Here is a 23721-nt window from a genome sequence, read left to right on the forward strand (position 1 = left end):
AAATAATATTTCAAACCATAAAAACTATTATTGTGAAAACAACAGAAAGCATATCGTATTACATTCTTCCTAAAAAGTACACTTATAACACTTGCTGTTATATGTGCTTCTGTTGCTAAAACCTACTTTTATTTTATTTGCTATTTGATATTCTGTTACAGCAAATTTCTTAAAAACACTATCAAAAAAATATTTACTGAATTTTACCCAAAAATCTTTCTGATGCATTTTCTGCGTTGGATGGATTCTTGAAACCACACCTATTATTCAATAATTTAAATAACTAACAACTAAAAAAACTAAAATGAAAACAATGCAAACCTGCTGCTGTAAATAAAAAAAGCCATTTCTGCGGCAACAGAAATGGCAAGGCTTAAAGAACATTTATCACTAAATCAAGAACACTTTTAGAGTGCTGTATAAACAGTGCTCAGGGCGTCTTGTTAATTACTTAAAACCAGTACAAAGAAATGAAAAAAAAGTTAAACATATACATACCGCTGTTTCTACTCTTCATAACGGCGGGAATACATGCCCAAAATACTACACCTCTTATACAGTCTAAACTTGACGGAACTGTTGTAGACGCTATTACAAATCAGCCAATTATAGGAGCATCTGTTACAATTAAAGGAACAACTCACGGCGTTGTGACAGATGCGGAAGGAAAATTTTATTTTCAGACAGGACAAAAATTTCCATATACTTTACTTGTAAGTTACATTGGATATAAAAAAGCAGAAATTATTGTTGAAAAAAATCCAGTTACCATTAGTCTTAAAGAAGAACGCCAAGAACTTGATGAATTAGTAGTTGTTGGATACGGAACTCAGAAAAGAAAAGACATTACAGGTTCTGTAGCTTCTGTGCCTAAAGCTAATTTATCTCAGGTAACTTCTTCGGCAGATAATCTTTTAAGAGGCGCTATTTCTGGCGTGGTAGTTACGCAAAGTTCTGGACGTCCTGGTGCTTCTTCTAGTGTTCGTATTCGTGGAGGAAACTCTATAACTGCTGGTAATGAACCGCTGTATGTTGTAGATGGAATCTTAATTTACAATGATAATTCTAACAGCTCTGCGGGAGTAGCTTATGCAGGTTCTAGTGTTAACGTTTTGTCAACTATCAACCCTGCTGATATTGAATCAATCGAAGTATTGAAAGATGCTTCTGCAACAGCAATTTACGGTTCTCGAGGTGCCAATGGTGTAGTAATTATTACCACTAAAAAAGGGACAAAGGGACAAGATAATATTTCGTATCAAGGTTATTTTGGATTTCAGAATATTTCGAAAAAACTTAGGATAATGAATGCCAGCGAATGGGCAAGTTTAAGAAACGATGTTCAAGCCAGTATTGGTCAGGCGCCTTCTTTTTCTGCAGCGCAGATAGAAGCCTTAAAAACTTCTGGAAATTATGACTGGCAGTCTGCGGCATTTGTAACTGCAGCACCAATACAAAGTCATAACTTGTCTTTTTCTGGAGGTGATGAAAGATCAAGATATGCCATATCTGCTGGTTATTTTGATCAAGACGGAATTGTTTTGGGTAGTGATTTTAAACGTATTTCACTTCGTGCTAACTACGAAAGAAATTATTCTCAGAATTTCAAATTTGGTGTAAATGCTAATTATACCAATTCAGTATCAAATGGAGTAGGTGCCAGCAGCAGTGGAGGAAGAAATCCAAATCCTTTAGTTGGTGTTCTATTGACTGCTCCAGTAGTGCCTATAAAAAATGACAACGGAAGTTATAATGTTACCAATAATCCTTACGCTACTTCTGTAAATGGTTATGTTCCTAACCCCATTAATGATTTAGAAAATACCACTAACGAAACTAAAATCAATAGAATTTTAACCAGCTTATTTGGTGAATACAAAATCACTAAAAAATTAACGGCTAAAGTTGCAGTAAGTGGTGATGTCATCAATACAAAACAAAATTACTACGCTCCTGCAAACACATCAAATGGTGCAGGAACAAAAGGTTTAGCTTCTGTTGGTGAAAGAGCTGTAAGTTCTGTTTTAAATGAAAATACCTTAAACTACAATACAAATTTTGGCGAAAATCATAAATTCTCTGCTTTAGGAGGTTATACACTTCAATATACAAAAGGAGAAGTTGTGAATGCAGGAGCACAGACATTTGTAAATGATGCTAATACATACAATGCTTTGCAAGATGGTGTGCCAGTAAAACCATACAGCGATGCTTACGAAAGTGTTTTAAAATCATGGCTGGCAAGAGTAAATTACTCTTATAAAGGAAAATACAACTTCACAGTCTCTGGACGTGCAGATGGTTCTTCTAGATTTGGTTCTGAATCACTTTGGGGTTACTTCCCTTCTGCTGGATTCTCATGGAATATTACTGACGAGGAATTTGCAAATAACATTAAAGGTGTAACAGAAGCTAAACTTAGAATTACTGCTGGAACAACAGGAAATCAGGAAATTGGAAATTATCTTTCGCTGGCTTCAATGGGTTCTGTAAACTATTCTTTTGGAGGTACATTGTATACCGGATTGGCTCCTACCCGATTGGCAAATCCAGATTTGAGATGGGAAAAAACAAATCAATATAATGTTGGATTGGATTTATCATTATTAGATCGAAAAATCAATTTTGTATTTGATGTGTATTACAAAAAAACAAAAGATTTGTTAATCAATGTACCAGTTCCATTGAGTTCGGGTTATGCAACTGTTCTTCAAAATATTGGAGGTGTTGAAAATAAAGGTCTTGGAAATTGGTTTGACAACAGAAAACATCAAAACAGAAAATTTCGCTTGGAATTCAAACATCGTATTTTCTGCCAATAAAAATAAAGTTACAGAAATAGGAAATGGCGTTAATGAATTTTTCCCTGTAGTTCCAAATGGTTCTCTACTACAGCAGCAGCCTGTTATTGTAAAAGTTGGTCTGCCTTTGGGAAGCTTCTGGGGATATAAAACAAACGGGATTTTCCAAACTCAGGAAGAAGTAAATACACAGCCAAAAATTAACAGTTTAGCCAATACAAAAGTCGGAGACAGAAAATATGTTGATGCAAATGGAGATGGCGTAATTAATGCTTTGGACAAAGGAAATTTAGGAACGTCTCAGCCAAAATTTGTTGGAAGTTTCAGCAACACGATATCTTACCACGATTTTGACTTAAACTTCTCTTTTCAAGGATCTTATGGCGGTAAAATTTTCAATGCTTTAAATCAGCAGTTAGAAATTTCTACGCTGGGAACAAATGCAGCATCTACTTTAAATGATCGCTGGACACCAACAAACCCAAGCAATGAAATTCCTAGGGCAACAAGTTCCCCATTAGGAATTGTTTCTGAGCGCTATGTAGAAGATGCTTCTTTCTTAAGATTAAAATTAATCACATTAGGATATACTTTACCAAAAAGCGTTTCTAAAAAATTAGGAACAAAAAGCGTGAAATTTTATATCTCAGCAGAAAACCTAATTACGTGGACAAAATACACTGGTTATGATCCAGAGGTAAGTTCATACGAACAAAACAACTTATATCCGGGAATTGATTTTGGTTCTTATCCAAACTCTAAAACATTCATCTCGGGCTTGAACGTAACTTTCTAAGTAAAAAAAATATAAAATGAAAAAGATTATTATAACATTCCTTTTTAGTGCAGGTTTACTTGTATCGTGCACGGAACTAGAGGTAACGCCTACCTCTTTTGTAACAGAAGACAATTACTTTATAACCCAGGATGATGCTGTAGCGAGTGTAACTGCAGTTTACGCTTCGTTAAGTATTGATCCGGGAGAGCAGAGTTTGTTTGGAAGAAACCTTTATTTCTTAACAGATATGGGTTCAGATTATGCTGCAGCTGGAGTTTCTGCTACAAATCCGCAAGTTAGAGCAATGAGCAGTTTAACGCATGATGCAACAAATGACCGTGTTCAAGTAGCTTGGAGACAAATTTACAATGGAATCAACAGAGCGAATGTGTCGATTGATAATATCCCGAAAGTAGCTGGAAATGAAGTAATCAAAACTAGACTAATCAATGAAGCAAAATTCATACGAGGATTATTGTATTTTCAAGCAGTGCGTCTTTGGGGCGGTGTCCCAATTGTTTTACACGAAGCAAAATCTATTAATTTAGGAGACTTAAAAACTAACCGAGCAACTGTAGAAGAAGTTTATACTCAGATTATTCAAGACTTGACTGATGCTGAAGCTTTACCTCCTACTTACACTGCTGCAGATGCCGGCCGTGCAACTTCTGGAGCTGCAAAAGCAATTTTGGCAAAAGTTTATTTGACGAGAAAAGACTGGCCAAATGCAATTTTAAAAGCTAGAGAAGTAATTAACGGCGGATATGGTTATGCTTTGTTTGAAGATTTTCAAGATATCTTCACAAAAACTAAAAAGAACGGAAAAGAGCATATTTTTTCTGTTCAGTTTGAACCTAATCAAGCAGGAAACGGATCTAGCGGAAGTACTTTTCAATCAACATCATTTACTGGATTTACTGCAACAGAACCAGCAGATATTATCTCAGACGTAGCATTGTTTTATGACATTTATGCGCCTGGAGATAAAAGAAGAGATGTGAGTTACGCCAAGCAATTGCTGAATCCCACAACTGGAACGCTATACACATTTCCGAAACCAATTTTCAAAAAATACTTGGATTTAACCAATTTAGCAACACCTGGAAATGTCGCTATCAACTTTCCAATTATTCGTTATGCCGACATCTTATTGTCTTTAGCGGAAGCGATAAATGAACAAAGCGGACCAACTGCAGAAACTTACGAATTAATTAATCAGATACGAAGAAGAGCTTTTGGAAAGCCAATTACGACTCCAGATGCAGCTGTTGATTTGGCTGGGCTGAACCAGACAACGTTTAGAGCGGCAATTCAGGAAGAACGTAAAAAAGAATTTGTTCAGGAAGGACAGCGCTGGTTCGACTTGGTAAGATGGGGAACTCTGGTTACTGAAGTGAAAAAAGTAACGGCTAAAAATTCGGTTTCAGAAAGAAATAATCTTTATCCAATTCCTCAAAGCGAACGAAATATTAACCCTGACGGTTTACCTCAAAACCCTGGATATTAATCTAAAAAGTAACTAAAAAAACTATAAAATCATGAAAAAATTAAATAACCTTTTAAACAAAAGTCCAAAAACGGGGCTTTTGTTTACCGCTTTTCTAGCCGTCCAGATCGGGTTTGCACAAGAAAACACAGAATTTAAAGGAACTGTTGGCAAAACTTTGGCTGATTCTAAAGAATATTGGCCAGAACCAGTAAAAGCTCCAAAAGGTGCTCCAAATATTGTTTGGATTTTATTGGATGACGTTGGATTTGGTGCTGCAAGTACTTTTGGAGGTTTAATCAATACACCTACTTTTGATAATCTGGCTAATAATGGTTTACGTTATACGAATTTCCATACTACTGCAATTTGTGCTCCAACACGTGCTGCATTACTAACAGGAAGAAATTCAGGAAGAGTTCACGTAAGCGGATTTTCTCACACTATTTTATCTGCTGGTTTCCCAGGATGGGACGGAAGAATTCCTTCTGATAAAGGTACAATCGCTGAGATTTTACGTGAAAACGGATACAATACTTTTGCCGTTGGTAAATATGGTGTAACACCAGATGAAGATGCTACAGATGCAGGTCCGTTTGACAGATGGCCGACAGGAAAAGGTTTCGATCATTTCTACGGATTCTTAGGTTCTCAGACAGATCAATACAATCCTGATTTGGTTGAAGATCAAGTTCATATTAAACCTGACGGACGTCATTTAAATGAATTAATTACAGACAAAGCAATCAGCTATATTCAAAAACAACAAAAAGCCGCACCTGGAAAACCATTCTTTTTATACTACGCACCGGGAGCAGCGCACGCACCTCATCAAGTTGCTACAAAATGGAGCGATCCTTATAAAGGAAAATTTGACGAAGGTTACGATGTTTACCGTGAAAAAGTAATTGCAAACCAAAAGAAATTAGGTGTAATCCCTGCCAATGCTGTCTTGCCAGAACGCAACCCACTGATTACAGATTGGAAAAAACTGACTCCAGAGCAAAAGAAAGTTTATGCTAGATTTATGGAAGTTTACGCTGGTTTCTTGACTTATACAGATTATGAAGTTGGAAGAGTTGTAAATTATTTAAAAGAAAGCGGACAGCTTGACAATACTTTGATTTTTGTAGCGATTGGAGATAACGGAGCTAGTAAAGAAGGAACTACAGAAGGAACAATCAATCAAAGTTTGTTTTCTCAAGGTGTATCTGACGAGGAAAATTTGAAGAAAAACTTAGCGAATATTGATGAAATAGGTACGCCAAAAGGTTTAAATACCAATTATCCGTTAGGATGGGCTCAAGCAACGAATGTTCCGTTTAAAAACTGGAAACAAGATGCCCAATCTGAAGGAGGAACACATAATCCGTTAATTGTTTTTTATCCAAACGGAATTAAAGACAAAGGCGGTATTAGAAATCAATACAGCCACGTAACCGATTTGCTTCCAACAACATTGGATATTGTGGGAATTAAAGCTCCAGAATACATCAAAGGAATCAAGCAAGATATTATTCAAGGTTCTTCATTCCAGGCCTCATTAGATAATCCGAAAGCAGAATCTTTACACAAAGTTCAATATTACTATATCTTCGGAAACAGAGCAATTTACAAAGATGGTTGGAAAGCTGGAGCAGCACATCTTCCAGATTCGTTTGCCGTTAAAAAAGCTTTTGGTAAAAAATGAAAAGCCTGCACCAAGTAATTTCGATACTGATGTTTGGGAATTGTACAACTTAAACGAAGATTTTAACGAGCGTAATAATCTTGCGAAAAAATATCCTGAGAAACTTGCTGAACTTCAAAAATTGTTTGATGAACAGGCAAAAGAAAACAACGTTTACCCGTTAATAGACTGGCAGGATGTGTACAACAGACGAATCCATAATACAGGAGCCGATAAAGGAAAAACAGTTTCTGATTTGATTAAACAAGTAACTAAATCTGGAGATACAGAAAGTACTTCTAAATAAGAATTACCAAACCTGCAAGACTTTCCAAATCTTGCAGGTTCTCAATCTCAACAAATTATTTTAGAAGATTTGAAAATCATTAACTAAAAAAATAAATTATGGCAGCAACAAAACCAATTATCAAAAAAAGCATTTTTGCCTTGGTGCTTGTAGTAATCGCAGTCACTTTTTACTACTTAACAATATGGGCAACTCCCTATTATGTGCAAAGTAAATTTGCAGAAAAAAGTGCCGGTTACGTAAATGTGCCAAGATTTGGAAATCAGCCAAATGCAGAAAACAGCAGAGTAATTCCGCTTCCAAATCCTGATTTCTTGTATTCTACAATTAATTATGATTTGAAAGAGAATGTATTAAAAATCTCTGGCGTTGTTCCTGATTCTACTTATTGGTCAATATCTGCATACCAAGAAAATACAACCAATTATTTTGTAGAAAACGAAGAAAAAGTAAAAGCAAAATTTGAATATTATTTAGCTCTAGAAGGAAGTACTTCAGAAGTTTTAAAAAATGTTCCGAAAGAAAAAATCATTTACAGTCCAACGACAAAAGGATTGATTCTGTTTCGTTATTTAGTTTCAAAAGCGTATCCCGTAAAAACGCTGGCCGAATTACAGCATGGCGTTACGGTAGAGAAATTAGCGAAGTAATTTTAAAATCAAATAAAAATGGCTTTAAATCAAAAAATTAAAAAAATAGCAATCGGATTAGGATTAATTCTTTTAGCTGTAGTTTTAGGAAGCGGCATTGGTATTTATAATATCAAATCAGGAAAAAGTGATTCACAGCGCAAAATTGGAAACTGGCAGACAGTTGATAAAGACAAAGACCTCAACACAGCTGATTTGCTGACAATTGCACAAGTAGCAGTTTACGGACCTTATGCATTGACTAAAAAAGAAGTAATTTACCTGAGTACAAATACAGACAGCGAAGGAAATGCATTAGACCCAAAATCGGATTATGTGATTAACGGAAAAAAACTTGATGCAAAATACTGGAGCATTACGGCTTATGATGAAAATGGTTTTTTAATTAAAAACCCAATCAACAAATACGGCTATAATCTTGAAGATGTAAAATATGAGGCCGACAGCACTTCTTATAAAATCAACCTTTCGGGTACAGAAAAAAAAGAAAACTGGCTTCCTATTAACAATGTTCAAAAAACGAGTTTGATCATTCGTTTGTATTTACCATCAGAAAAATTGAGAGAAAATTTAACCGTTGAAACACTTCCAACCATTCAAAAAGTGAAGTAAAACAACAAATTCTAACAAATTAATGAAAAAATAAAAAATAAAACTCTACTAAATCCATAGAATTAGCAGTTAAATTATTTATTTTTACATTAAAGAATTAAAATTCAAAAAGATATGAAACGAGTAGATTATGAAATCATAGGGAAAAAGATTGTCGTTGGGGCAATCCTATTTTTAGTTCCGCTGGTAATTTTAGCTGGAGGATTAGCATTAATTAATCAATTTTTAAAATAAGAAATCATGGCAATAGTTCAAAAAGAAAAATTAACAAGAGATTTAACGATAAGTTTTTTCATCTATTCATTGCCGGTATTGGCAATTTACCTTTATTTTAAACTAACAGGCGGATCAGTAACTGATTCTCATATTGCGCTTCATGGATTTTTAGAATTCGCAAAACCTGCTTTTGAAAATATCCGCACCTGGGGATTAACGGTTTTTATGCTGGTTTTGGGAGTTATCGAATTTGCAGCAGGTTTGTACGATGACGAATGGACAGGCGAAGAACGTAAAATTGATATCGTTTGTTTTTTAGCTCCAAAATTACTTTTACCGCCGGTAATTGCCTTTTTTAGTTTAACAGCTTTACCTTATTTACTTCCAAACTTGGCAAATTCATTAGCATGGGTTCCGTTTTGGGGAGGGTTTTTCCTAATCGCAATTGCAGACGATTTAACGCAGTATTGGTATCATAGACTGCACCACCAAGTTCCGTTTTTATGGCGTTTTCACAGAACACATCACTCAGCTCCATACATGGGAATGGCGATGGCTTCTAGACAAAACTTTATTTACACGGTTTTCTTTTCTCAAATTTATTTGACAGCAACATTAACGTATTTAGGTTTAGGGTTACCAGCTTTATTTGTTTTAGTAATTAAAAGTTTCATCACTTTGGGCGCACATTCAAGTATTGCTTGGGACAAGCCATTTTACAAATACAAAGTTTTGCATCCAATTGCATGGGTTTTAGAAAGATTGATTTCTACTCCAGCAACCCACCACGCACACCACGCAGATACAAGCGGAGATGGCGTTGGACATTTTAAAGGAAACTTCGGAAACATGTTTTTTATCTGGGATGTAATCTTCGGAACTGGATTAATCACTCGTAAATTCCCAGAATCATACGGAACAAAATCATACAAACAAGAAGAATGGTACGCACAATTTTTATGGCCAATTTTCAAGTCTAAAAAAGAAGGAAGTTCTCTTGCAGAAGGTGTATTGTCACTACCAATAAAAGCCAAACCAGTTTCTGAAGAACAACCGCAAGCTCCAGTACTAGAACAAGCGTAATGGTATGAGAAATAAAATCTTAAAAACCAGTATAACAGCAATTGCCTTTGTATGGGCAGTTGCTGCTTTTTCGCAAAATGAAAATCATAGTTCATTATCGTTAGATTCATTTTATTCGAAAATAAAAAGTCAAAAAAATCCGCAGATTGTAGACGCGCGAACGCCAGAAGAATTTGCTTTAAATCATATTGAAGGTGCTGTAAATTTCAACCTTCAATCTGAAAATTATGACCAATATGTGGCTAAACTAGATAAATCTAAACCTGTTTTTATCTATTCTATTGGAGCCGGCAGAAGTGTTATTTTAGAAAAAGAATTACTAAAAACGGGATTTTCAGAAGCGTATAGCTTAGAAGGCGGTATTGCAAATTGGATTGGCGGCGGAAAACCGTTTTATTCCAATCTTAAAAGCAAATTATCCTTAAAAGAATTCAATAAAATAATTGCAGATAACAAAACGGTTTTAGTAGATATTGGTTCCAAATATTGTGGTCCGTGTAAAAAAGTAAAACCTGTTTTAGAAACGATTAGAGGAGAATATAGTTCGAATTTAAAAATCGTAGAAATCGAATTAGAAGATAGTCCGCAGGTTATTGCAGATCTAAAAACAATTAAAGTTTTTCCAACTTTACTCTTATACCAAGATGGAAAAATTGTGTTTAAAAAAGAAGGCATCAGCGATTTAAAAAATGAAGTTGATGTTGCATTGGCTTCGAAATAATACTTGATTTTTTACTTCTGAAGAAGTTCATCTAATTAACTAAAACACATCCGCTTTATGTCAGGCTGAGCGAAGTCGAAGCCACGCTATCAAAATCGACAATATTTGAAAGACCACTTTTAAAGATTCTTCGAAATGAAAAAATGCGCATAAAATTCAAAAATAACTAACCAAAACCAATATGCCAGCATATAAAAAAATAACCAAGATCGTTATCCCTATTTTAATTATTCTGCTTATCCTAGCCGCCTTTCTATTCTGGCCCATCAATACCAATGAAACCTTAGTAAAAGAAGATCAAAAACTTGCCGAAGGCAAAAAAGAATTTTTAGCATCAAAAGCTGCTGCAGATTCCGTTTCTGGAAAAAAGACCAATATTATTATTCTTTTAGCCGATGATTTAGGCAAATATGATATTTCGCTCTACGGCGGAAAATCGACTCCAACACCACAGATTGATTCTCTGGCAGCATCCGGAGTTACATTTACAGATGGATATGCATCGGCTGCGATTTGTTCGCCTTCGAGAGCTGGATTAATCACAGGAAGATATCAGGAACGTTTTGGACATGAATATCAGCCAGGCGATCGTTATCCTAAAAATAACTTAGAATATTATGCTTTTAAATATTTGCTGGATACCAATAATTGGAAATTAAATGATAAGATCGAATATCCAAATGATGCCTCTATTGCAACGCAGGGTTTGCCAAAATCTGAAATTACTTTTGCCGATTTAGCCAAAAGACAAGGTTACAGCACCGGTATTATCGGGAAATGGCATTTGGGACATAACAAAGGATTTTTTCCGCTGGACAGAGGTTTCGATTACCATTACGGATTTTATCAGGCTTTTTCATTATATGCTCCAGAAGACAATAATCCTGATATTATCAACCATCATCATAAAGATTTTACCGATAAAACAATTTGGGGAAAAGGCCGTGTAGGAATTGGACAAATTCGCCGAGACAACACCATAATTGATGAAAAAGCGTATTTAACAGAAAAATTTGCTGACGAAGCTGAAGCTTTTATCGATAAAAATAAAAACAAACCTTTTTTGCTGTACATTCCTTTTAATGCACCACACACGCCATTTCAGGTTCGAAAAAAATATTACGATCGTTTTCCGAATGTAAAAGACGAGAATAAACGTGTTTATTTTGCGATGATCAGCGCTTTGGATGATGCGATTGGAAGAATTCGTGCAAAAGTGAAAAAAGAAGGTTTAGAAGATAATACTTTAATAATTTTTGCTAGTGATAATGGCGGCGCCGATTATACTTTTGCGACAACAAATGCACCGTTAAAGGGCGGTAAATTTTCTCATTTTGAAGGCGGTATAAATGTTCCTTTTGCACTTTCGTGGAAAGGGAAAATCAAACCAAATACGGTTTACAAAAAACCGGTTAGTACTTTAGATTTTTTCACCACAATTGCCGCAGCCATACATTCTGATTTGCCAAAAGATAGAGTTTATGACGGGGTAGATTTAGTTGCAACAGTAAATGAAAATAAAACAGCCCACAAAGATTTATACTGGCGCTCGGGCGATGCAAAAGCGATTAGAAGCGGTGACTGGAAATTAATCATTAGCGGCAAAACACATGAAAATTGGCTGTATAATCTTGCTTCTGATAAATTTGAAACAACAGATCTAGCGCAGAAAAATCCAGAAAAGGTAAAAGAATTACAAACTGCTTTACAAACTTGGGAAAAAGGTTTGATTGATCCGCTTTGGCCAAATCTAACCTATTATGAATTTGATTTTGGAAAACAAAAATACTTTGTAGACCTCTAATCATCCTTTACACAAACCCGACAGGTTTTAAAAATCTGTCGGGTTTAATCTAAAATTCAAATCTAAAATTAATACCTACGAGGTTTTAAAAACCTTGCAGGAAAGAAAACATTTAAATGTCAACCTCAACAAAACAATTTAATATTCACGAAGATTGGACTGTCGTCATTCTCGGTTTTCTTATTATTGGAATATCTCTTTTTATTTTCCTTCCACAAGTTCCTGTTTTCAAATGGACAAACGGAGCTGATTTAATCACTAATGTATTCGAAATAAAAAACCTCCAAATTATTGGTTTTCAATTTATTTATTCTATTTCAATCGGACTTATCGGAACTTTTCTAGTGGGAAAATCAATTAAAAATTTCCTATTCACATTTCCAGTAATTTATACTCTAACTATTCTTGCACTAATAATTGCAGGAAATACAGAAGTTAAAGCATTAAATCTAGAAGCTGTAATTTTCAGTTTACTAATCGGATTAATAATTGGGAATTTTTTCAAACTTCCAGAATGGTTTCGTTCTGCTTTGTCAACCGAACTCTTTGTCAAAATCGGACTCGTTTTGTTGGGAACTAGTGTTATTTTTTCGGATATTTTAAAAGCAGGGTCTTTAGGTTTAATTCAGGCTTTGGTGGTTGTTTTATCCGTTTGGTATTTTGCATTCTGGCTTTGCAAAAAGTTAAAAGTAGACGACGAATTAACAATGATGATTTCGAGTGCTGTTTCTATCTGTGGAGTTTCTGCGGCGATAGCAACTTCTGGTGCAATAAAAGGAGATTCTAAAAAACTATCTTATGTAATTTCGATGGTTTTGGTCACCGCCATTCCGATGATGATTTTTATGCCCATAATTGCCAGTCATTTTAATTTTCCTGAAGAAGTTACCGGAGCCTGGCTTGGCGGGAGTATTGATACTTCTGGAGCGGTTGTAGCATCTGGGACATTAGTGGGAGAGACAGCTTTAAAAATAAGTACAATTGTAAAATTTTCACAGAATGTTTTACTGGGTTTAGCTGCTTTTGCCATTTCCATTTATTGGACTTACACGCATAATCAATCTGCTGAAGTAAAGAATTCTAAACCAACATTGGGTGTAATTTGGGAACGCTTTCCAAAGTTTGTCATTGGCTTTATCGGTGCATCAATTGTTTTTTCATTTTTTGTAGCTCCTGAAACTCGAGAAGTTCTAAAAGAAAGTTTGAAAAACCTACAGGGACTTTGGTTTGCTCTGGCTTTTACAAGTATTGGTTTAGAAACTAATTTTAAAGATTTACTGCAGCATAATAGCAGAAAACCTTTAATAGCATTTTTAACGGCTCAATTATTCAATATTATTATCACATTGATTATCGCTTTTTTGCTTTTTAAGCCTTAAAAATCTTCACTTTACAAAAATATCCAAGATAAAATTTTGACTAGTAAATTATAATAACATGAATAAAAGAATAAACATTTTATTTTCCGTTTTACTGACAGGAATAATAGGTTCTTATAAAACCAATGCCCAAACCACATCTTCTAAACCAAACGTAATTTTAATTATGGTTGACGATATGGGCTATTCGGATTTAGGAAATTATGGTTCTGAAATTAAAACACCAAATCTGGATCGCTTAGCAAAAGAAGGAACACGCCTTCGCGAATTTTATAATAACTCGATTTGCGCGCCAACCAGAGCCTCTTTATTAACGGGACAATATCAGCATAAAGCTGGAGTTGGTTATTTTGATGTGAATTTAGGTTTACCAGCCTATCAAGGTTATTTAAATAAAGAATCTTTAACTCTCGGCGAAGTTTTCCGCTCTGGAGGTTACAGCACTTTAATGTCTGGAAAATGGCACGTAGGTTCTGAAGATCAATCGCAATGGCCAAACCAAAGAGGCTTTGACAAGTTTTACGGAATTTTAAAAGGTGCTTCAAATTATTTTGATACTAAACCGCTTACGTTTGGAAAAACGCCTTATCCTGTAAAAATGATTCGCAATAATGAAGAGCTGCATCCAAAAGATGATTCGTATTACTTTACAGATGAAATTGGAAATAATGCGGTTACCTTCTTAGACGAACAAAATAAAGAAAACAAACCTTTCTTTTTATATCTCGCTTTTACTGCGCCTCACTGGCCGCTGCAGGCAAAACCTGTTGATATTGCTAAATACAGAGGAAAATTTGATGAAGGCTGGGATGCTTTACGAGAAAAAAGAATTCAAAAATTAAGAGAGAACGGAATTTTACTTCCAGGACAGACTATATCACCAAGAGATCCTGAAGTTCCAGAATGGAATAAATTGACCTATGACGAAAAGCAATTCTGGAAAGCTAAAATGGAAGTTTACGCCGCAATGGTAGACAATATGGACCAAAATGTTGGGAAGGTTTTAGAAAAACTTAAAGCTTTGAAAAAAGACAAAAACACTCTGATTATTTTTATTGCAGATAATGGTGCACAAGGCGGTTTCAATACTTACAATCAATTAAGAAGAGGTTTGGTTCGTAACGACGGACCAGTTGGAACTTCTGGTTCTTTTGATTATCAAGAACAAAACTGGGCTTATTTATCGAATACTCCATTGCAGGATTATAAAAATAATATGCACGAAGGGGGTTTCAGTTCTCCGTTTATTGCATGGTATCCATCCAAAATTAAATCTGGTAGAATTGATAAAGGAACTGGACACATTATCGACCTTGCTCCTACTTTTTACGAATTGGCTGGAATTGAATATCCTAAAAACCTTAATGGTGTAAATTCTAATCCGCTTCCAGGGAAAAGTTTACTGCCAGTATTATTTGAAAATGCTTCTGAAGTAAACAGAGGTGCACCGTTATTCTGGGAAAGAGCTGGAAATAGAGCTGTTAGAGAAGGAAAATGGAAATTGGTTTCTATTTATCCGTCTTACCAATGGGAACTTTATGATCTAGAAAAAGACCGAGGCGAAACAACAAATGTCGCAGCTCAAAATCCTGGAATTGTAAATGATCTTTCTGCAAAATATTTTGACTGGGCAGATAAAACTGGAGTTGTCGAATACAGCAAATTCAAACAAAAAGAAGAACTGATCCCTGGAGCAGTGCCTAAGAAATAATTACTTTTTTTGATATTTTTAGTAATTATACCAAAAGCGATTGTTGTAAAATAGTCGCTTTTAAATAAAAAATGGTGTACAAAAAAAGCAGCAATTTATTTGCTGCTTTTTATTTTTATCTCTTACGATAATAAAATCTCTAAAACAATATGAAGCTTAGATTTCTGCTCTTAAATATTTAATTCCATTTAAATAGAAAAGTCTTTTTTTCTTCCATCACAGAAGCAAAATATTGACGATTATGCAGTACTGATTTATGATTTATTTTAAACTTTCCAGCTTCTTCATTATGAAAAATTGCTTGCTCAATATCACTAATTTTATCATAGCACACTGCTAATTCTATATGAGGAATAAAATTCCAGCATTCTGGGGTTGTTGTAGCAATATCATTTTCAGGAAATTGTAATCCAAGGATAAATTTGTACCAATAAATAGCTTTTTTAAAATCGCCTTTATTTTGGAAAACACCTGCAATCTCGCAACAAATCTCTGCTCTGGGATTATCGAAAGTAAAACTATAAAATAATGCCTTTAACGCATCATCCAATTTACCTTGTTTTTTAAGAATTTTTCCAATTTCCAGGCAGGCATAAACAAAATCATCAGAAGATCCTTTTTGGATTTCTAAAAACTTTGTAAAATAATTTTCTGCCTCAGCATACATTTCATGATCTCTCAACTCTCTCGCATAATAAAAAAGCGATCTCGGTGAAAAATAATCACCTCTCTCAACCATTTCTTTATAAATCTTTAAGTTTCTATCTGAAGAAGAAGATACTCTTTTGTGGGTTACAGCAATTTCCGAAACTAAATAATTACCACCGTATTCTATATACTCATGAACGGGATCATTCCATTTATAATTGTTCTCTCTCTTAACCAATCTTTCTCTATAAAATGAAAACAATGGATTATTATTCTCATCTACTGAATAATTATACTTCATTAAAACCATATCTGTTTCTAATGAAAGCGTTTCTTTTAATTCTAAAAATAAAACTTGATCTTTCTCAACAAAAATATCATCTGCGTCAAGCCAAAATTGATAATCTTTTGTTGCTTTAGAAAAAGCAAAATTTCTGGCATCTGCAAAATTATTTGTCCATTTAAAATCATAAACTTTATCTGTAAATGAATATGCAATATCTTTTGTTTTATCTGTTGAACCTGTATCGATTATAATAATTTCATCTACAAGATGTTTTACAGAGTTTAAACATCTTGCTAATAACTGTTCTTCATTCTTCACAATCATGCAAAGGCTTATTGTAATCATAATAACTCAAATTAGTTTAAACAATTGTTTTTAAAAATTTGAGAACAAAATTACACCTGCAACCCATTTAAGACTACCCCTAAAAGACTGAATAATAACAGAATAATGTTTTTTTTTCTTGAATATCATTTAAAAAAAAACATACCCAAAATATGAGTATGTTTTTTATATAAGTTAAATTATGTTTATCGATTAGATCTTAAACTCATTTAAAGATTTCTCAATAATCTCCAGACATTCATTAATTTGCTCTTCTGTCATAACCAAAGGCGGAGCTAATCTAATTTTATTTCCGTGAGTTGGTTTTGCTAATAATCCGTTGTCTCTAAATTTTAAGCAGATTTCCCACGCTAAATCAGAGTGTTCATCGGTGTTGATTACAATTGCATTCAAAAGTCCTTTTCCGCGGACAAGTGTAATTAAATTATTTTTTTCAGCGATTTTATTTAATCCATCTCTTAAAATAATTCCCAAACGTTCTGCATTTTCAGCAAGTTTCTCATCTTTAATTACCTCTAGAGCAGCAATGGCAACAGCAGCAGCAACAGGATTTCCACCAAAAGTAGATCCGTGTTGTCCTGGTTTAATAACATTCATAATTTCGTCGTTACACAAAACAGCCGAAACTGGATAAACACCGCCAGAAATTGCTTTTCCTAGAATTAAAATATCTGGCTGCACATTTTCATGATGAACGGCTAATAATTTCCCTGTACGTGCAATTCCAGTCTGCACCTCATCTGCAATAAAAAGTACATTGTGTTTTTCACAAAGGGCTTTTGCTTTTGCTAAATAGCCTTCAGAAGGAACATACACTCCCGCTTCCCCTTGAATTGGCTCTACTAAAAATCCAGCAATATTTTTTGATGAATTTAAAGCATTTTCAAGAGCTTCAAGATTATCATATTCAATTTTTATAAAACCATCTGTAAAAGGTCCGAAGTTTTTACGGGCTGTTTCATCGTTTGAGAAAGAAATAATGGTAGTGGTTCTTCCGTGAAAATTATTCTCACACACAATAACCTGCGCTTGATTTTCAGGAATTCCTTTTACTTCATAAGCCCATTTTCTGCAAACTTTAAGTGCTGTTTCAACGGCTTCAGCTCCAGTATTCATTGGAAGAACTTTATCAAATCCAAAATAATTGGTTACATATTCTTCGTAATTCCCTAATTTATCATTGTAAAAAGCACGAGAAGTCAAAGTTAGTTTTTGCGCTTGCTCTATCATTGCGTTCACAATTTTTGGATGACAATGACCTTGATTTACTGCAGAATAAGCCGATAAAAAATCATAATATTTTTTGCCGTCAACATCCCAAACGTATACTCCTTCTCCGCGTTCTAAAACTACTGGAAGCGGATGGTAATTGTGAGCTCCATATCTATTTTCTTTTTCGATCAAAATTTCTGATTTTGATGAAAGTGCTTTTTCTGTACTTATCATAATCTGCTTTTTATTTTTACAAAAATATTAAAATTAAATTAATTTTCGACTATAAAATTATATTTTGACTCAAAAATAACAAAATTAAAGTCAAAAATTATTTTTTCAGCATTTAAAAAGCTATATTCATTTTAATACATTTTATATTTTATTCTCCCTTTATTAAAAAAAATAGTTACTTTTATAAATCACAAAAACCGAATTTATTAAACGATTTTATTGAATGGAATTATTAGACGAATTTGATATTAGTATTATTAAAGAATTAGAAAAAGATGGCAGAATGGCTTTTTCTGCGATTGCTGCTAATTTGAAAATATCAAATACAATGGTGCATCAACGTATTAACAGAATGATCGAACAAGGTGTAATTGGAGGTATAAAACCCATTATTCAGGAAAAGAAAATTGGATATGACTGGGCATCTTTTACGGGAATTACGCTAAACAAAGATTCTGATTCTGACCGAATAATTGAAGCACTTAAAGAAATTCCAGAAATCACAGAATGTTATTATGTAACGGGTTCCTTTACTTTATATATAAAAATAATTGCCAAAAATCATGAACACATGCGCCGCATTCTTTATGAAAAAATTGATGGAATTCCAGGCATTGCCAAAACTGATTCTATCGTAGAATTGGGCTGCGCTTTTAAAAGAAATATATCCTTATAAAAAAACACGTATTTGTTATCTAAAATATTGGTTACAAACCTCACAAGAATTTACTTATGAGGTTTTTTTGTAACATAATATTTCTGATATTTGTTAAAAATTGTAGAATTATGAAAAATACAGTGCTAATTTTATTCAGTGCAATCTTATTTTCAAACCTTATGAATGCACAACTAAAACCCGTTAAGTATACAGAAGGAAACCAGCAGTTAAATGGTTTATTTATAAAATCTGCTAAAAAGAGCAGTCAAAATCCTGGAATCTTACTTTTACCAGCCTGGCTGGGAATCGACAATGCTTCTAAAGGAATCGCGGAGGAATTATCTAAATTGGGTTATCATGTTTTTATCGCTGATATTTATGGAGAAGGAAATTATCCAAAAAATACTGGAGAAGCTGGAAAACAAGCTGGTTTTTATAAAGCCAATTTTGAAGCGTACCAAAAACGCATCAATATTGCATTACAAGAATTAGTAAAACAGGGAGCCAATGCCGATAATATAGTTGCTATTGGTTATTGCTTTGGAGGAACAGGAGTTTTAGAAGCTGCACGCGGTCATCTAAAACTTAAAGGAGTTGCTTCATTTCATGGCGGTTTAGGGAAAGATGCCAGCAGAAAAACAGAAACTATAACTACGAAAGTTTTAATATGCCACGGAGCTGACGATCCGTTTGTACCAAAAGACGAAATTACAGCATTCCAACAAGAAATGCGTGATTCTAAAGCCGACTGGCAAATGATTTATTATGCTGATTCTGTTCATTCATTCACCAATCCAGAAGCTGGAAATGATAATTCAAAAGGTGCGGCTTATAATCCTGTTGCAGCAAAAAGATCTTTTGACCATTTGCAATTATTTTTGAATGAAGTTCTAAAAAAGTAATACTACCTGCCCTCCCAGCCAAAAACAAATTAACTAAACCAAACCAATGTCACATAGTAAAATTAGAGAAGATAAAACCTGCTTGAACTGCAGGCATGTTGTAGAACAAAAATTCTGTCCAAATTGCGGACAGGAAAATACAGATTCCAGAAAAACATTTCATCATTTATTTATTCATTTCTTTGAAGATTTAACGCATTATGAAAATGCTTTTTGGAAAACAATAAAAAACCTTCTTTTTAAACCTTCTACTTTAACTAAAGAATATCTTTCTGGAAAAAGGCTTTCTTATTTGGCTCCGGTTCGTCTTTATATTTTTATAAGTTTTATTACTTTTCTTTTAATTGCATTATTCCCAAGTGAGATAACTGAGAATTTGACAAAAAGTGAAAAGCAAATTGCGTCCAGTTTAGAAAAAGAAAATACAAAAGAAATTAAAAGCTACACTGAAAAGTCTTATTTGAAGTCAAAAACATTGGATAAGTCCTATTTTAAATTGAAAACAATGAAAGAAATCGATTCCATTCAAAAATATGGGAAAGAAAGCGAAAAACTGACACAATTTGAATACTGGCTATATGAAAAAGCTGTGCACGTGACGGAGAATAACACTAAAAAGCAAATTATTGAAAAATTTATAGAATCTTTTGTACATAACATACCTAAAATCCTGTTTATCATCATGCCTTTTTTTGCATTTTTCTTGTGGCTTTTCCACAGTAAAAAAAGATGGTATTATTTTGATCATGGTATTTTTACACTTCACTATTTTTCATTTCTGCTTTTGATATTTCTCATCATGTTTATCGTCAACCGATTAATTGGTCTTTTGGGAGAAGATAATCCGTTATCTTTTATATCAGGAATTATAACATTTGCAGGAACGATTTGGATGTGTTATTATTTTTATCCCGCACACCATCGTTTTTATGGCGAATCTAGAATAGTGTCCTTTATAAAAAGTTTTTTCTTATTTGTAATAAACTCACTATTTATTATATTTTTACTCACCTTTTATGTTCTTTACACATTTATTAATTTACACTAACAATAAGAATGAAAAAATTACTCGTTTTATTATTAATTGCTTCTGCGTATTCTTGTAAAACTACGCAGTCAGTTGCATCCAAAGACAATTCGGATCCGACAAAATATATCAAAGTTATTACCGAGAAGGATCTTAAAAAAATGCTTTATACTGTTGCTTCTGATGAAATGGAAGGCCGAGAAACAGGTTCTAAAGGACAGAAAAAAGCTGGTCTTTATATGATTGAGCAATACAAAAAAAACGGGGTATCTTTTCCTAAAGGCGCTTCAGATTACTACCAGCCAATTCCTGCTGCTTTCTTAAACGCAAAACGCAATCAAAATTTACCTGACTCAGAAAATATCTGGGCATACATTGAAGGTTCTGAAAAACCAAATGAAGTTTTAGTAATTTCTGCTCATTATGACCACGTTGGAATTAAAGACGGAGAGGTTTATAATGGAGCTGACGATGATGGTTCTGGAACTGTAGCGGTTATAGAAATGGCTAAAGCGTTTGCTAAAGCTAAAAAACAAGGCCACGGACCAAAACGTTCTATATTATTTCTTCACGTTACCGGAGAAGAACATGGTTTGCACGGATCTCGTTTCTATTCTGAAAATCCATTATTTCCAATCGCAAATACGATTGCTGATATCAATATTGACATGATCGGACGTCGCGATGTTGAGCATGTTAAAACAAACAATTACGTATATGTGATTGGTGCGGACAGATTATCTTCAGACTTACATAATGCTGTTGTAGCTCAAAATGACAAATACATCAAAATGGACTTAGATTTTAAATTTAACGACCCTAAAGATCCAAATCATTTTTACGAGCGTTCTGATCATTATAACTTCGCAAAACATGGTATTCCATCTGTTTTCTTATTTAATGGAGTTCACGAAGATTACCATGGAAAAGACGATATTCCAGAAAAAATCGAATACGATGCTTTGGCCAGAAGAACAAAATTAGCTTTTGTAATCGCATGGGATTTAGCGAACAGAGAAAATAGACCTGTAGTTGATAAAAAATAAGGTGCTATTTTTTAGGTACAAAGGTTCAAAGCTGCAAAGGTTCAAAGGTTTTTATAAAAGACACGAATGTTTTAAAAACTACACTGATTTTGATTTAGAAAAATAACCTCAAAATTGCTAGAATTTCAAATACAAAAAAGGGATGAGTTAAAACTCATCCCTTTTTGTTTTTTTATACAATGCAAAAGAAAAACCTTAGTCCCTTAGCAACTTTGAACCTTTGCACCTTTTTTAGTCATTCATCGAAATTAAAAACTCTTCGTTGTTTTTAGTTTTCTTGAAACGGTCATTTACAAAATCCATAGATTCTACTGGGTTCATATCCGATAGATATTTACGCATAATCCACATTCTTTGTAATGTTTTTTCGTCTAACAATAAATCATCACGACGTGTACTAGACGAAGTAAGATCGATTGCAGGGAAAATACGTTTATTGGCTATCTTACGATCTAATTGTAATTCCATGTTACCAGTTCCTTTAAATTCTTCGAAGATAACTTCGTCCATTTTAGAACCTGTTTCTGTTAATGCAGTTGCGATGATACTTAAAGAACCTCCGTTTTCTACATTTCTCGCAGCTCCAAAGAAACGTTTTGGTTTTTGCAATGCATTTGCATCAACACCTCCACTTAATACTTTTCCAGATGCTGGCTGTACTGTATTATAAGCTCTTGCCAAACGTGTAATAGAATCTAAAAGAATCACAACATCGTGACCGCATTCTACTAAACGTTTTGCTTTTTCAAGTACTATATTAGCGATTTTTACGTGTTCTTGTGGTTCTCTGTCGAATGTAGAAGCGATAACTTCACCACGAACACTTCTCTGCATATCTGTAACCTCCTCAGGACGTTCGTCGATAAGAAGAACGATCAAATAAACCTCTGGGTGGTTAGCTGCAATTGCATTTGCAATATCTTTAAGAAGCATTGTTTTACCCGTTTTTGGCTGTGCAACGATCATACCACGCTGTCCTTTACCAATAGGTGAAAACAAATCAATAATTCGGGTTGAAACAGAACTGCCTTTTTCTGCTAGTTTGAATTTTTCTGAAGGGAAAACTGGTGTTAAATGTTCAAAAGAAACTCTATCGCGAACAACCTGCGGATCGTGCCCATTAATTTTTAATACACGAACCAAAGGAAAAAACTTCTCTCCTTCTTTTGGAGGGCGAACCACTCCTTTTACAGTATCTCCGGTTTTTAGACCAAATAATCTAATTTGCGAAGTTGATAAATAAATATCATCTGGAGAAGCTAAATAATTGTAATCTGATGAACGTAAAAATCCGTAACCGTCGGGCATCATTTCAAGAACGCCTTCACTTTCGATAATTCCATCAAATTCAAAGTCTGAATCTCTAAAATTATTGCTTTTTTTATTTTTATGATTAGGATTTTGGTTGTTGTGATTTCCATTTCCGTTTCCATTGCCATTCCCGTTTTGATTCTGATTTGGATTCGAATTCGGGTTTTGATTTTGGTTTGGATTCTGGTTTTTATTTTGATTCGGATTAACCTTTTTTGCAGGAGCAATTTGTGGAGTTTTCTCAGCCGTTTCAGCTGTTGGTTCAGAAGTAGCTATTTCTGAAGTAACTGATTCTGAAGGCTCTTCAGTTGTAATTTCTTTTACAACTTCTTTATCTTTTTTAAGAGCTACTTTTTTCTCGTAAGCCGATTTGTTGAACTTTACAATTTTAGGCTCTTTCTTTGCTGCTGATGTCTTATCTCCTTGTACTTCTGGAGCGGCAGCTTCTGCAATTGGCTGCACAGTTTCAGCAGTATCGTTTTTTTGAACAGTTTCCTCTACTTTATCAAATTCTAAAACGGGAGTATTTTTGGTATTTGCTGCTTTAGTTTTCACTGGAGCTATTCTCGCTCGCTTTGGTTTTTCGTCTTTAGAATCAGAAACTGCTTCTGTTTGAGGAGCTTCAGCGGGCACAAGAGTACTTTCTTGATGTGCTAAAATTTGACTAATTAAAGTCTCTTTTTTGACACCATTAATCTTTATTGTTTTAGCTAACTTAGCTATTTCTTGAAGCTCAGCAAGCTTCATTTCTTTTAATGCAGAAATATCAAACATGAATGTTCTATGAATTTAATTATTTTAAAGGAAATACTGTAAAAAGAATAGGTAGATAATT

The 23721-nt window shown here is 34.1% G+C and carries 19 protein-coding genes; 16 read left to right on the top strand and 3 right to left on the bottom strand.

Annotated features, from left to right (window positions below; genetic code table 11):
- The first annotated feature begins 470 nt into the window (after positions 1–470).
- The 12 genes from QE431_RS15450 to QE431_RS15505 all read left to right on the top strand — a co-directional run bounded on the left by QE431_RS15450 (position 471) and on the right by QE431_RS15505 (position 15217).
- Positions 471–2822 carry a SusC/RagA family TonB-linked outer membrane protein gene (locus tag QE431_RS15450; protein WP_307297488.1) on the top strand — a complete coding sequence of 784 codons (2352 nt, stop codon included), beginning with the start codon at positions 471–473 and terminating at the stop codon, positions 2820–2822.
- Positions 2743–3597 (top strand): hypothetical protein, encoded by an 855-nt coding sequence (locus tag QE431_RS15455; protein ID WP_307297491.1) that lies wholly within the window; start codon positions 2743–2745, stop codon positions 3595–3597. The genes QE431_RS15450 and QE431_RS15455 overlap by 80 nt, the downstream gene beginning before the upstream one ends.
- A 16-nt stretch (positions 3598–3613) precedes the next feature.
- Positions 3614–5086 carry a RagB/SusD family nutrient uptake outer membrane protein gene (locus QE431_RS15460; protein WP_307297494.1) on the top strand — a complete coding sequence of 491 codons (1473 nt, stop codon included), beginning with the start codon at positions 3614–3616 and terminating at the stop codon, positions 5084–5086.
- A gap of 31 nt (positions 5087–5117) precedes the next feature.
- Entirely contained in the window at positions 5118–6755 is a 1638-nt protein-coding gene (locus QE431_RS15465) for an arylsulfatase (RefSeq protein ID WP_307297496.1), read from the top strand.
- The gene (locus QE431_RS15470; RefSeq protein WP_307297499.1) at positions 6742–7041 is read left to right on the top strand and encodes a hypothetical protein; all 300 of its coding nucleotides are present in this window, start codon (positions 6742–6744) and stop codon (positions 7039–7041) included. Before QE431_RS15465 ends, QE431_RS15470 begins: the two co-directional genes overlap by 14 nt.
- Positions 7042–7139: 98 nt before the next feature.
- Complete coding sequence (locus tag QE431_RS15475; RefSeq protein WP_307297501.1) at positions 7140–7691, top strand: DUF1254 domain-containing protein; 552 nt, start codon at positions 7140–7142, stop codon at positions 7689–7691.
- 18 nt (positions 7692–7709) lie between these two features.
- Positions 7710–8303, top strand: coding sequence for a DUF1214 domain-containing protein (locus QE431_RS15480; protein ID WP_134140032.1), 594 nt, complete (start codon positions 7710–7712; stop codon positions 8301–8303).
- 240 nt (positions 8304–8543) lie between these two features.
- Positions 8544–9602 (top strand): sterol desaturase family protein, encoded by a 1059-nt coding sequence (locus QE431_RS15485; protein ID WP_307297505.1) that lies wholly within the window; start codon positions 8544–8546, stop codon positions 9600–9602.
- A gap of 4 nt (positions 9603–9606) precedes the next feature.
- Positions 9607–10323 (top strand): thioredoxin domain-containing protein, encoded by a 717-nt coding sequence (locus QE431_RS15490; protein ID WP_281866229.1) that lies wholly within the window; start codon positions 9607–9609, stop codon positions 10321–10323.
- 181 nt (positions 10324–10504) lie between these two features.
- Complete coding sequence (locus QE431_RS15495; RefSeq protein ID WP_307297510.1) at positions 10505–12127, top strand: sulfatase-like hydrolase/transferase; 1623 nt, start codon at positions 10505–10507, stop codon at positions 12125–12127.
- A 116-nt stretch (positions 12128–12243) separates the two neighbouring features.
- A complete protein-coding gene (locus QE431_RS15500; protein WP_307297513.1) occupies positions 12244–13506 on the top strand; it encodes a YeiH family protein in 1263 nt (420 codons plus the stop codon).
- A gap of 58 nt (positions 13507–13564) precedes the next feature.
- Positions 13565–15217 carry an arylsulfatase gene (locus QE431_RS15505; protein ID WP_307297516.1) on the top strand — a complete coding sequence of 551 codons (1653 nt, stop codon included), beginning with the start codon at positions 13565–13567 and terminating at the stop codon, positions 15215–15217.
- Positions 15218–15395: 178 nt separating this feature from the next.
- On the opposite strand, the gene QE431_RS15510 is transcribed toward QE431_RS15505, so the two are convergent.
- Together QE431_RS15510 and rocD are read right to left on the bottom strand one after the other, a co-directional pair.
- A complete protein-coding gene (locus tag QE431_RS15510) occupies positions 15396–16496 on the bottom strand; it encodes a glycosyltransferase family 2 protein (RefSeq protein WP_307297518.1) in 1101 nt (366 codons plus the stop codon).
- A gap of 192 nt (positions 16497–16688) precedes the next feature.
- Positions 16689–17942, bottom strand: coding sequence for an ornithine--oxo-acid transaminase (rocD, locus tag QE431_RS15515; RefSeq protein ID WP_134140019.1), 1254 nt, complete (start codon positions 17940–17942; stop codon positions 16689–16691).
- 223 nt (positions 17943–18165) lie between these two features.
- On the opposite strand from rocD, the gene QE431_RS15520 reads away from it, so the two are divergent.
- The 4 genes from QE431_RS15520 to QE431_RS15535 all read left to right on the top strand — a co-directional run bounded on the left by QE431_RS15520 (position 18166) and on the right by QE431_RS15535 (position 21575).
- The gene (locus tag QE431_RS15520; RefSeq protein WP_057116602.1) at positions 18166–18618 is read left to right on the top strand and encodes an Lrp/AsnC family transcriptional regulator; all 453 of its coding nucleotides are present in this window, start codon (positions 18166–18168) and stop codon (positions 18616–18618) included.
- Positions 18619–18728: 110 nt separating this feature from the next.
- Entirely contained in the window at positions 18729–19502 is a 774-nt protein-coding gene (locus tag QE431_RS15525; RefSeq protein ID WP_307297524.1) for a dienelactone hydrolase family protein, read from the top strand.
- A gap of 46 nt (positions 19503–19548) precedes the next feature.
- Positions 19549–20550, top strand: a complete 1002-nt coding sequence (locus QE431_RS15530) for a DUF3667 domain-containing protein (RefSeq protein ID WP_307297527.1) — start codon at positions 19549–19551, stop codon at positions 20548–20550.
- Between the two features lie 8 nt (positions 20551–20558).
- Positions 20559–21575 carry a M28 family peptidase gene (locus QE431_RS15535; RefSeq protein WP_307297530.1) on the top strand — a complete coding sequence of 339 codons (1017 nt, stop codon included), beginning with the start codon at positions 20559–20561 and terminating at the stop codon, positions 21573–21575.
- Positions 21576–21806: 231 nt separating this feature from the next.
- Here the strand turns inward: QE431_RS15535 and rho are convergent, their stop codons facing one another.
- Positions 21807–23660, bottom strand: a complete 1854-nt coding sequence (rho, locus tag QE431_RS15540; RefSeq protein WP_307297533.1) for a transcription termination factor Rho — start codon at positions 23658–23660, stop codon at positions 21807–21809.
- Positions 23661–23721: the final 61 nt, after the last annotated feature.

This window comes from Flavobacterium sp. SORGH_AS_0622 (assembly GCF_030818825.1).
Taxonomy (GTDB): Bacteria; Bacteroidota; Bacteroidia; order Flavobacteriales; family Flavobacteriaceae; genus Flavobacterium.